An 11,664-nucleotide genomic window follows, 5' to 3' on the forward strand; every position below is an offset into this window, starting at 1 on the left:
GCCTTGGCGGCCCGAACCGCGTTCGGCTACCGCGATTTGAAAGCGCTGTCGCGGCGCGTGCGCGGCAAGGACGGCCCGCTGTGCTGCGTGAGCCGGCTGACGGGCGTCAGCCGGCGCGTGCCACGGGAAGTCAGTGACTTACCTCCGTGACCTACTTCTGATAACCGGCCTGTTTCACCGCGCGATCCGCGGTGGCCTGGCCGGCGGCGAGCGCCTGATCGACCGTCATCTGACCGGCGATCGCACCCGAGATACTCTGACCGACCACCGTGCCGAACGACTGGAACTCGGGAATTCCGACGAACTGCACACCCGTGTACGGCACCGGCTTCGCCGTCGGATGTTCCGGGTCGGCCGTTTCGATCGCCTTCAGCACGAAGTCGCCGAACGGCGCGGCCTGCTTGTACTCGGGGCGCGCATACGTGGACTGGCGCGTTCCCGGCGGCACCGAGGCCCAGCCTTCGTCTTTCGCGACCAGTTCGATGTACTGCTTCGAGGTGGCCCACGTGATGAACTTCTTCGCCGCGTCGGTTTGCTTCGACGATTTCGGAATCGCCAGCGCCCACGCCCACAGCCAATGCGAACCCTTCGGCGTGACGGCGACCGGCGCGGCGGCAAAGCCGACCTTGTCCGCGATCTGCGATTGCTGCTTGTTGTAGAGCATGCCGGCGGCGACCGTGGCGTCGATCCACATCGCGCATTTACCCGACGACATCAGCGTGAGATTTTCGTTGAAGCCGTTCGAGCTCGCTCCGGGCGGGCCGTTTTTCTTCAGCAGGTCGACGTAGAAACTGATCGCCTTCTTCCATTCCGGCGAGGTCAGTTGCGCGTTCCACTTTTCGTCGAACCAGCGGCCGCCGAAGGTGTTCACCACCGTCGTGCCGTAGGCCATGTTCTCGCCCCAGCCGGCCTTGCCGCGCAGGCAGATGCCGTAGATGCCGTTGGGCTTGTCGGTGAGCTTGTCGGCGAATTGGGAGATCTGCTCGTAGGTCGGCTGATCGGGCATCTTCAGGCCCTTCGCCGCGAACAGGTCCTTGCGGTAATACGTCATCGAGCTTTCCACATAGAACGGCAGCGCATACAACTGGCCGCCGCTGGAAAGGCCGTCGCGGGCCGTCTTCACGACGTCGTTCAGATCGTAATCCGCGGGCAGGTTCGTGAGCGGCGTGAGCCAGCCGCGCTTGCCCCATTGCGGTGTTTCATACGCGCCGATCGTCATCACGTCGAACTGGCCGCTGCCGGTCGTGATGTCGGTGGTGGCGCGCTGGCGCAGCACGTTTTCCTCGAGAATCACCCAGTTCAGCTTGATGTCGGGGTTGGCTTTCTCGAACGCGGGCGAGAGCTTCTTCAGCTCGATCATGTCGGGATTGTTCAGCGTCGCGATCGTCACCGTGGCCGCCGACGCGCTCAGCGCGAAGCAGGCGATAGCGCCGGCGCTGGCCGCTTTTAGCGCGGATTTGAGGGCTGGTTTCATGTGTTGTCTCCTTTCTCGTACGTTATGTGATGCTGCGTTTATTCGACGAAATTCGTGTGAAGGCGGCAATGAAGGGCCGCGCTTCAGCTCATCCAGTTGCCGCCGTCGACGTTCAGCGTTTGCGCGGTGATGTAGTCCGCATCCGCCGAGGCGAGAAACAGCGCGGCGCCGGTCAGATCGTCGGGCACACCCATGCGCCCGAGCGGCACCGCTTCGCCGACGAGGCGCTTCTTCTCGCCGAGCGGCCGGTTTTCGTAACGGGCGAAGAGCGCGTCGACCTCGTTCCACATCGGCGTATCGACGACGCCCGGCGCGATGCCGTTCACATTGATCTTGTGCGGCGCGAGCGCCAGTGCCGCGGATTGCGTGTAGCTCAACACGGCGGCCTTGGTCGCGCAGTAATGCGACACCAGCGCCTCGCCGCGCCGCCCGGCTTGCGACGACATATTGATGATCTTGCCGCCGTGGCCCTGCTCGACCATCTTCTGCGCGACGGCTTGCATCAGGAAGAACATGCCCTTCACGTTGACCGCGAAGAGGCGGTCGAACACGTCCCAGGATTCATCGAGGATCGGGCGCATGTCGAAGAGCGCCGCGTTGTTGAACAGAATGTCGATCTGGCCGAAGCGCTCCAGCGTGCTCGCCACGATGCGATCGATGTCTTCGCGGCGCGTGACGTCGGCCCGGACCGTCAGCACGCGGTCACCGTAGGCGGTGCGCAGCGCGTCGCCGAAACTGCCCGCCGGCTTCACGTCGACCAGCACGCAGCGCGCGCCTTCGTCCAGATATCGCCGGGCCACGGCCTCACCGATGCCGCTTGCCGCGCCCGTCAGAATGGCCACCTTGTCTTGCAATCGTGCCGACACTGCTCGTCTCCGGTTCGTTTCGCTTTTTGAGGCGCGGTGAGCGAACGCTCATTGCGCGAACAATTGCTCTGTTTGTGATCGAATGATCGGATACGGACCGGGTCATGTCAAGGCGCGCAGTGAGATTTCGATGGTGCAGCGCGGCAGGACCGCATGGGACGTGATTCCCGCAGCGATGTCGCTTCGAGCAATGAATGCGGACACCGCGCTCGACGTTCAGACGACTGACAAAAATTCGAGATACGTTATATCATTGCCGACTCGCACCGCTCCGCAACCTTGCCGGTTCGTTGCCGCCGACATGCCGCTTCGTCAGGAGGTCCGTACTGATATGGCTACATCGATTGCAGAACATCACGCCGTGCGGCTCGCGCACGCCGACGCGCACGCCGCCTTGCACGGGCTCGCGCTCACGCCGCTGCGTCGTCAGGTGTATGCGGCGATCGTCGCGAGCGAACGGCCGGTCGGCGCCTACGAGTTGCTGGCCGCGCTCGAACCGCAACGCGGCCGGATGCCGCCCACCACCGTCTACCGCGCGCTCGACTTTTTGCTCGCGCACGGCTTCGTCCATCGGATCGAATCGAAGAACGCCTACGTGGCCTGCTGCGAAGTCGGCGTGCCGCATCGCAGCCAGTTCCTGATGTGCGATCGCTGCGGCGCGACCGTCGAGATTCCCGGCGACGATCTCGCGGAACAGTTGTCGCACAGCGCGCCGGCGCACGGCTTCGAGGTGCATCGGCAGGTCGTCGAATTGAGCGGCTTGTGCGCGGTGTGCGCTCGCGCGACGCAGCCGGGCGCGCCGGCTTGAGCGTCGCCCGAACGCGGCACGCGGCCCTGGCATCCAGGCCGCGGCTCGCCGCTCCTGAAACCCTTTGACCCATCCACCTCTCACGCAGCAGGAAACAACGATGAAGAAAATCGGCTCGATGTTATTCGGAGCGCACCGTGCGCTGAAGCTGTCGAAGTACGTGGCCGCCGCCGCTGCCGTCTGCGCGCTCGGCCACAACGCGTTTGCCGCGGATACGAAAATCCCCGTAGTCGCCGCCGAAAACTTCTACGGCGACGTGGTGCGTCAACTGGGCGGCGAGCGCGTCGACGTGACGAGCATCCTGAGCAATCCGGACCAGGACCCGCATCTGTTCGAAGCCAGCCCGAAGACCGCGCGCGCGCTGGAGCATGCGAGCCTTGTGGTCTACAACGGCGCCGACTACGATCCGTGGATGGCAAAATTGCTGGCCGCGTCGAAGAACACGAAACGCACGACGATCGTCGCCGCCGAGCTGGTCGGCAAGAAGAGCGGCGACAATCCGCACCTCTGGTACGACCCGGCAACCATGCCGAAGGTGGCGCGCGCGGTGAGCGAAGCGCTCGTCGCGGCTGACCCGGCGCACAAGTCGGCGTACGATGCGAACCTCGCGAAGTTTCTCGATTCGCTGAAGCCGATCGACGCGAAGGTCGCCGACCTGCATGGCCGCTACGCCGGCGTGCCGGTGACGGCAACGGAGCCGGTGTTCGGCTATATGTCGGACGCGATCGGCCTCACGATGCGCAACTTGCGCTTCCAGATGGCGACGATGAACGACACCGAAGCAAGCGCGGCCGATATCGCCGCGTTCGAACGCGATCTGCGCGAAAAGCGCGTGCGTGTTCTGATCTATAACAGCCAGGCAACCGAGGCCCTGACCCAACGCATGTTGAAGCTCGCGCAGCAATCAAAGGTGCCGACGATGAGCGTCACCGAAACCGAAACGACCGGCAACACCTATCAGACGTGGATGCTCAAGCAGCTCGACGCGCTGGGCGCGGCGCTCGCCGCGGGCGATACGGGCAAGGCGGCAGGCGGCCCGAAGGCGGCAGCCACTTCGAGTGTCAAAGGAACAACGCAATGAATCCGACTGGCCGCGCCACGCCGGCAAATCCATCGACGAGCGCGGCACCGCACGCGCCCGTGCTCGAACTCGAGCACGTCACGCTCGAACTCGGCGGCCGCGTGATTCTGCGCGACACGGGTCTGGTCGTGAACCAGGGCGAATTCATCGGCGTGCTCGGGCCGAACGGCGCGGGCAAGACCACGTTGATGCGCGCCGTGCTCGGCCTCGTGCCGGCGGCCAACGGCGCGATTCGCGTGCTCGGGCAACCGGTCGAGCGCGGCAACGCGTCGATCGGCTACATGCCGCAGACACGCAGCGCGCTCGCCGGGCGCCGCGTGCGCGGCCGCGATTTCGTCGCGATGGCGGCCGACGGCCACCGCTGGGGCTTGCCGCACGCGGACAGCGCGACCCGCGCGGATGTCGAACGCGTGCTCGATCTGGTCGACGGACGCAAGCTGGCCGAACGGCCGTTGTCGGAACTGTCGGGCGGCGAGCGTCAGCGCCTGCTGCTCGCGCAATGCCTGCTCGGCAACCCCAGGCTGCTGCTGCTCGACGAACCGCTGATCAGCCTCGACCCGCATCATCAGAAGAGCGTAGTCGAACTGGTGCGGCGCGTGCAGCAGGAACTCGGCATCGCCGTGCTGTTTTCGGCGCACGAACTGAATCCGCTCCTGAACGCGCTCGATCGCGTGCTGTACCTCGGCAGTGGCGTGGCCGCGCTCGGCACCGTCGATGAAGTGATCACGAAGCCGGTGCTCTCGCGCCTCTACGGCTCGCCGATCGACGTGATGCGCGTGAACGGCCGCATCTTCGTGATGTCGGGCGACGTCGAAGTCGAAAAGCACGATCACGAGCACGAACACGACGAGAACGGCGGCCATGCGCATACGCATGGGCACCAGCACGACTCACGCAACGGACACACGCACGATGTTTGAATACGATTTCATGGTGAACGCGTTCGCGGCGTCGGGGATCGTCGCGGTGCTGGCGGGCGTGGTCGGCTATTTTCTGGTGCTGCGCGGACAAACCTTCGCGGGTCATGCGCTCTCGCACGTCGGCTTCACCGGCGCGACCGGCGCCGTGCTGATCGGCATTTCGCCGATCTGGGGGATGATCGGCTTCACGCTCGCGGCGGGCGTCGGCATGGGCGCGCTCGGTGAGCGTCTCGCCGGACGCGATGTGGCGATCGGCGTGATTCTCTCGCTGTCGCTCGGTTTCGGCCTGCTGTTTCTGCACTTCTTCACCGCCTACGCGACCCAGGTCACCGCACTGCTGTTCGGCAACGTGCTCGGCGTGAATACGTCGACGCTCGGCGTGCTCGCGGCGTTGGGCGTCGTCAGTTTGCTGGCGCTCGCAGCGATCATGCGGCCGCTGCTGTTCGCTTCGTTGCAGCCGGAACTGGCCGAGGCCAAGGGCGTGTCGTTGCGTCTCGTGTCGGTGCTGTTTCTGGCGATCGCCGCGCTGGCCGTGGCGGCGTGCACGCAGATCGTCGGCGTGCTGCTGGTGTTCACGCTGATGGTCGGTCCGGCCGCCGCGGCGCAAAACGTGACCACGCGGCTTTCGATCGGCCTCGTGCTCGCCGCCGCGTTCGCGCTGGTGCAGGCGTGGCTGGGATTGACGCTGGCATTCCATACCGATTGGCCGACCAGTTTCTGGATTACCGTGCTGTCGGCGGCGGTGTATGGCGGGAGTCTGTTGATGCGGCGCTGAGTTGGCGGATCGCGGCGGCACACACCTGAATGCCGCCGCGATCGCCCCAGGACTTCAGCCGAGCAGCACCTTCGCGTGATGCGCGATGTGATCCTCGATGAAGGTCGAGATGAAGTAGTAACCGTGGTCGTAGCCCGCGTGGCGGCGTAGTGTGAGCGGCTGCCCCGCGGCCTTGCAGGCGGCCTCGAACACATCGGGATTCAGTTGCTCGGCGAGGAATTGATCCGCGAGCCCCTGATCGATCAGAATGCCCTGCGCGAACTTGCGCTGCGCATGCGCGACCAGTTCGCTCGAATCGTATTGCTTCCAGGCTGCACGGTCCTCGCCGAGATAACCGCTGAACGCCTTCTCGCCCCACGGGCAACGCGAAGGCGCGGCAATCGGCGCGAACGCCGACACCGAGCGATAAATCTCAGGATTGCGCAGCGCCAGCATCAACGCGCCATGACCGCCCATCGAATGCCCGAAGATCCCGAGGCGCGCGCCGTCCACCGGCAGATTCGCGAGCGCCGTTTCGCGCAGCTCATCACGCACGTACGAGTACATCCGATAGTGCTGCGCCCACGGCTGCTGCGTCGCGTCGACATAAAAGCCCGCGCCCACGCCGAAGTCCCACGCCGCGCTTTCGCCCGGCACGCCCGCGCCGCGCGGACTGGTGTCCGGCGAGATCAGCGCGATGCCGTGCTGCGCGGCGAAGCGTTGCGCGCCGGCCTTGATCGGAAAAGTCTCTTCCGTGCAGGTCAGTCCCGCGAGATAGAACAGCGCGGGCACGTTCGCGTTGGCCTGCAAGGCCTGCGGCGGCAAATACACGGAGAAGCGCATCGGCAGACCGATGGTCTGCGAGTCATGCCGGTAGATACGCTGCTCGCCGCCGTGGCAGGCATGCTGCGACAAGAGTTCAAGCATCGCGATGCTCCTTTTTACGCGGGTCAATAAAGCACGACGGAGCGGATCGACTCGCCCTTCTTCATCAGATCGAAGCCTTCGTTGATGCGCTCGAGCGGCAGACGGTGCGTAATCAGGTCGTCGATATTGATCTTGCCTTCCATGTACCAGTCGACGATCTTCGGCACGTCGGTACGGCCGCGCGCGCCGCCGAACGCCGAGCCCTTCCACTCGCGGCCCGTCACCAGTTGGAACGGACGCGTGCTGATCTCCTCGCCCGCCGCCGCCACGCCGATGATGAACGACTGCCCCCAGCCCTTGTGCGTGCACTCCAGCGCCTGGCGCATCACCTTGGTGTTGCCGATGCATTCGAACGAGTAATCGGCGCCGCCATCGGTGAGTTGCACGATGTGATCGACCACGTTCTCGACGTCGTTCGGGTTGATGAAGTGCGTCATGCCGAATTTCTTCGCCAACTCGACACGGCCGGGGTTCAGATCGACGCCGATGATCTTGTCCGCGCCGACCATCTTCGCGCCTTGAATCACGTTCAGGCCGATGCCGCCGAGACCGAACACCACCACGTTCGCGCCCGCCTCGACCTTCGCCGAATACACAACCGCGCCGACGCCGGTGGTCACGCCGCAGCCGATGTAGCAGATCTTGTCGAACGGCGCGTCTTCACGCACCTTCGCGACCGCGATTTCCGGCACGACGATGTAGTTCGAAAACGTGGACGTGCCCATGTAGTGGAACAAGGGCTTGCCGTCCAGCGAGAAACGCGAGGTCGCGTCGGGCATCAACCCCTTGCCTTGCGTCGAGCGGATCGCCTGGCACAGGTTGGTCTTGCGCGACAGACAGAACTTGCACTGGCGGCATTCCGGCGTGTAGAGCGGAATCACGTGATCGCCCTTCTTCAGCGTGCCGACGCCGGGACCGACATCGACGATCACGCCCGCGCCTTCATGGCCGAGAATCGCCGGGAAAATGCCTTCGGGATCGGCGCCGGAGAGCGTGTAGTAGTCGGTGTGGCAGATGCCCGTCGCCTTCACTTCGATCAGCACTTCACCGGCGCGCGGCCCTTCGAGATCGACTTCCTCGATGGTCAACGGGGCGCCGGCTTTCCATGCGATTGCTGCTTTGGTCTTCATCGTGAATGCTCCTGTGAGTCTGTGAATGCGAGTCGCGTCGCGGTGGGAAATCTCGCGACGCGCTGTTGTCCGGTTCGGAAGCTGCGGCCGTGCGTGTGTCGCTTCACGGACTCGCGCTGGCGCAGTCGCCCTGCACGGCTTGCCGAGCCATAGCTTAACGTGCGGGAAGCGTCATGGTATTGCAAAGTGCGCCGCAGCATTGTCGGTAGCTGACATCGCCGCGGTTACCGGCGCGCGGTGTCGTCGAACCATGTCTCCACGCGGCCGTACAGATCGAGAAAGCGCGCGTAGCGTTCGGCGAGCGCCGCATCGCCTTGCGGACCCGCGACACGCGTCGCGCCCGGCGCGAGCGCGGCGAGATCGCCGGCATGCCAATGCCCGCTCGCGAGGCCGCCGAGAATCGCCGCGCCGCGCGGCGCCGCGTTCGGGCAATCGACCGCGTGCAGTTCGACGTTCAACGCATCGGCGAGCAATTGACGCCAGCGCGCGTCGACGGAACCGCCGCCCGCGAGCTTCAGCGTCGTCACGCTGGCGCCGCTCGCGCGGATCGCGTCGAGACCGGCGCGCAGCGAGAAAGCGACGCCTTCGAAAGCGGCGCGCATCATCGTGCCGCGCGTGTGGTCGAGCGCGAGGCCGAGCCAGCCGCCGCGCGCCGCGGGGTTGAGCCAGGGCGTGCGCTCGCCGGTGAGGTAGGGGAGAAAGCTTAGGCCCGTAGGCGCCTTGACGGCTGCGCCGGTTGCATCGCCAAACGCATCGCGATAAGCGTCCGCCCATTCGTACGACAACCATCCGCGCACGCGCTCGAGCGCGATACCGACGTTTTGCATCGCCGCCATCCGATACCAGTGATCGCTCGCCGCCCGATAGCGATGCAGTCCCTTCACCGCCACAGGCTCCCGCTCGGCGAGCACGACGATTTGTCCGCCGGTGCCGGTGGTGAGCAACGCGTCGCCGTCGCGCGCGAGTCCGCTGCCTAACGCTGCGCAGGGTGTATCTGCGGCGCCGGTCGCGAGCACGATGCCGGCGCGCAGCCCCAGCGCCTGCGCCGCCTTCGCCGACAACGCGCCGCCCGCGGCATAAGACGGCGCCAACGGCGCGAACCACTCACGCGGAATACCGAGCCGCTGAAGCAGCGCGTCGTCCCATGCGCCGGCCGGGTCGGCGAGCGCGGTCGCGCAAGCGTCCGAGGGATCGGTGAGCACCGCGCCGCCCAGCGCCACGCGCAACCAGTCTTTCGGTTGCAACGCCCAGCGCGTCTTGCGCGCGGCTTGCGGTTCGTGCCGCACGATCCAGCTCAACAAGGGGCCGGCCATGCCGGGCGCCACCGGATTCGGCTGCGGCTCGCGCCACTGATCGAGCAAGGCCAAGGCGCGCGTGTCGGGCCACAACATCGCGGGGCGCACCGCTTCGCCCTCGGCGTCGATCAGCACGACGCCGTGCATCTGCCCGGAGAAGCCGATGGCCTGCACGCCGAGCCGCGCGTCGGCAGGCAAGCGCGCCATCGCTTCGCACAGCGCGCGCCACCAGGTCTGCACGGAAGTTTCCGCCCAACCCGCATGGGGTGTTTCGAGTGCATAAGCGACGCTCGCCACCGCCTGCTCGCGGCCGTTTTCGTCGACGATCGCTGCCTTGAGGGAACCGGTGCCGAGGTCGATGCCGAGAAAGCTCATGGGAGATAGAACGTCAAGTTGGAATGGAGAACAGCGTGCAAACGCTGCCGGGGAAGGCGTCGTTTTTCTCAGAACCGTGCGGTTCGGCGAGCGCGCCAGGAAGCAAGCCGACGATCGACGAATCGCGGGTTAACCCCGCCGCGCCACGCGCCATACGAAAACCGCACTATGCGGTGAGCCGGATACGGCGCATCGATTCTCACATATATCCGCTCGACTCGGGCGCACCCGGCAGGCCGCTTCGCAGCGCCTGCGCAAAGGGGTCCGGACGCGCCTCGACGCGCTGCGCGCCGCGAATCCGGCTTTGAAAAGCGCCTCGCGCATATCGTGAGCGGGAATGCCGGAATAGGCCCCAGCGGTCTTGTTGTGCTTTTTCGTCGCCGATACCTTGGAGCCATCCCAAAACGAGACGGTGGAGACAGACGATATGCAAGCCAACACGGTTCATCCGTGCGACGAGCGGCTGCCCGCGGGCCAGTTGCTCACCCTCGGCATTCAGCACGTTGTGGTGATGTACGCCGGCGCGGTCGCGGTGCCGCTCATCGTCGGCGCGGCGCTCAAGCTGCCGAAGGACCAGATCGCGTTCCTGATCAGCGCCGATCTGTTTTCCTGCGGCATCGCCACGCTGATACAGACGCTCGGCCTGTGGATCTTCGGCATCCGCCTGCCCGTCATCATGGGCTGCACGTTCGCGGCCGTCGGTCCGATGGTCGCGATCGGCACCAACCCGTCGCTCGGCATACTCGACATCTTCGGCTCGACGATCGCGGCCGGCGTGGTCGGCATTCTGCTCGCGCCGGCGGTCGGCAAGCTGCTGCGCTTCTTCCCACCGGTGGTGATCGGCGTGGTGATCTCGGTGATCGGGCTGTCGCTGATGGAAGTCGGCATCAACTGGGCGGCCGGCGGCGTGGGCAATCCCGAGTACGGCAATCCGGTTTATCTCGGCCTTTCGCTCGTCGTGCTGATGCTGATTCTGCTCATCAACAAGTTCGGCAAAGGCTTCGTCGCCAATATCTCGGTGCTGCTCGGCATCGTCGCGGGCTTCGTGATCGCACTCGCGCTCGGCCGCGTCGACATGGACGGCGTCACGCACGCGCCGTGGGTCGGCTTCGTGATGCCGTTCCACTTCGGCCTGCCGCACTTCGATCCGCTTTCGATCGCGACGATGGTCACCGTGATGTTCGTCACCTTCATCGAATCGACCGGCATGTTCCTCGCGGTCGGCGACATGGTCGATCGTCCGGTCGATCAGAAGACGCTCGTGCGCGGCTTGCGCGTGGACGGTCTCGGCACGCTGATCGGCGGCATCTTCAACTCGTTTCCGCACACCTCGTTCTCGCAGAACGTCGGCCTGATCGGCGTCACCGGCGTGAAGAGCCGCTTTGTCTGCGCGATGGGCGGCGTCATCCTGGTGCTGCTGGGCCTCTTTCCGAAGATGGCGCAAGTGGTCGCGTCCGTGCCGGCCTTCGTGCTCGGCGGCGCGGGCATCGTGATGTTCGGCATGGTGGCGGCGAACGGCATCAAGGTGCTGTCGAAGGTCGACTTCGTGAAGAACCACCACAACCTCTTCATCGTCGCGGTGAGTATCGGCCTGGGCCTGGTGCCGGTGGTCTCGCCGCACTTCTTCTCGAAGCTGCCGGCCGCGCTGTCGCCGCTTCTGCATAGCGGGATTTTGCTGGCGTCGGTGTCGGCGGTCGTGCTGAACCTGATCTTCAACGGCGTGAAGAGCGAGAAGAACGCGCAGTGCGAAATTCGCCAGGCGGGCCGTGATCTGGACGGACGCGACGGCAATGAAGCGCCGGGCGACGAGATGCTGCGAGCCGCGGATCTGCACTGAGCGTGGAGAGCGGCACTGCGCCGCGCTGTGCGACCGATGGGCATCGCCCGTCGCTCACACGCTGCGGACAGACGAAAACGCCACGGCATGCCGTGGCGTTTTCGTGCGTTTTCGCGTGTTTTCGCGCGTTTTCGATTACCGGCTGAACAGGACGGCTTCCCTTGAAACAGAAAGCCGCCCGCAAGCCTGTTGTTGCT

10 protein-coding genes are annotated in these 11,664 nt (G+C 65.4%); 5 read left to right on the forward strand and 5 right to left on the reverse strand.

Annotated features, from left to right (window positions below; all coding sequences use genetic code 11):
* Positions 1–151 precede the first annotated feature (151 nt).
* Together ACTJLC_RS02840 and ACTJLC_RS02845 are read right to left on the reverse strand one after the other, a co-directional pair.
* Positions 152–1,474, reverse strand: coding sequence for an ABC transporter substrate-binding protein (locus ACTJLC_RS02840; RefSeq protein ID WP_073426959.1), 1,323 nt, complete (start codon positions 1,472–1,474; stop codon positions 152–154).
* A gap of 83 nt (positions 1,475–1,557) precedes the next feature.
* On the reverse strand, positions 1,558–2,340 hold the full coding sequence (locus ACTJLC_RS02845; protein WP_083083254.1) for an L-iditol 2-dehydrogenase: 783 nt from the start codon (positions 2,338–2,340) through the stop codon (positions 1,558–1,560).
* A gap of 331 nt (positions 2,341–2,671) precedes the next feature.
* Here ACTJLC_RS02845 and ACTJLC_RS02850 point away from each other — a divergent pair, with 331 nt between their 5' ends.
* From ACTJLC_RS02850 to ACTJLC_RS02865, 4 genes are all read left to right on the forward strand, one after another.
* A complete protein-coding gene (locus ACTJLC_RS02850) occupies positions 2,672–3,148 on the forward strand; it encodes a Fur family transcriptional regulator (protein WP_073426957.1) in 477 nt (158 codons plus the stop codon).
* Positions 3,149–3,248: 100 nt separating this feature from the next.
* Complete coding sequence (locus ACTJLC_RS02855; RefSeq protein WP_440843235.1) at positions 3,249–4,229, forward strand: metal ABC transporter solute-binding protein; 981 nt, start codon at positions 3,249–3,251, stop codon at positions 4,227–4,229.
* Positions 4,226–5,149 (forward strand): ABC transporter ATP-binding protein, encoded by a 924-nt coding sequence (locus ACTJLC_RS02860; RefSeq protein ID WP_073426955.1) that lies wholly within the window; start codon positions 4,226–4,228, stop codon positions 5,147–5,149. Before ACTJLC_RS02855 ends, ACTJLC_RS02860 begins: the two co-directional genes overlap by 4 nt.
* Entirely contained in the window at positions 5,142–5,924 is a 783-nt protein-coding gene (locus tag ACTJLC_RS02865; protein ID WP_073426954.1) for a metal ABC transporter permease, read from the forward strand. The genes ACTJLC_RS02860 and ACTJLC_RS02865 overlap by 8 nt, the downstream gene beginning before the upstream one ends.
* Positions 5,925–5,978: 54 nt before the next feature.
* Here the strand turns inward: ACTJLC_RS02865 and fghA are convergent, their stop codons facing one another.
* The 3 genes from fghA to ACTJLC_RS02880 all read right to left on the reverse strand — a co-directional run bounded on the left by fghA (position 5,979) and on the right by ACTJLC_RS02880 (position 9,630).
* On the reverse strand, positions 5,979–6,830 hold the full coding sequence (gene fghA, locus ACTJLC_RS02870) for an S-formylglutathione hydrolase (RefSeq protein WP_154873465.1): 852 nt from the start codon (positions 6,828–6,830) through the stop codon (positions 5,979–5,981).
* Between the two features lie 23 nt (positions 6,831–6,853).
* Positions 6,854–7,960, reverse strand: coding sequence for an S-(hydroxymethyl)glutathione dehydrogenase/class III alcohol dehydrogenase (locus ACTJLC_RS02875; protein WP_114163143.1), 1,107 nt, complete (start codon positions 7,958–7,960; stop codon positions 6,854–6,856).
* Between the two features lie 224 nt (positions 7,961–8,184).
* Positions 8,185–9,630 (reverse strand): xylulokinase, encoded by a 1,446-nt coding sequence (locus ACTJLC_RS02880; RefSeq protein ID WP_440843236.1) that lies wholly within the window; start codon positions 9,628–9,630, stop codon positions 8,185–8,187.
* A gap of 427 nt (positions 9,631–10,057) precedes the next feature.
* Between ACTJLC_RS02880 and ACTJLC_RS02885 the strand changes: the two genes are divergently transcribed.
* Positions 10,058–11,467 (forward strand): nucleobase:cation symporter-2 family protein, encoded by a 1,410-nt coding sequence (locus ACTJLC_RS02885; protein WP_440843237.1) that lies wholly within the window; start codon positions 10,058–10,060, stop codon positions 11,465–11,467.
* The last annotated feature ends 197 nt before the right edge of the window (positions 11,468–11,664 follow it).

This window comes from Paraburkholderia sp. 22099 (assembly GCF_052045835.1).
GTDB lineage: Bacteria > Pseudomonadota > Gammaproteobacteria > Burkholderiales > Burkholderiaceae > Paraburkholderia > Paraburkholderia terricola.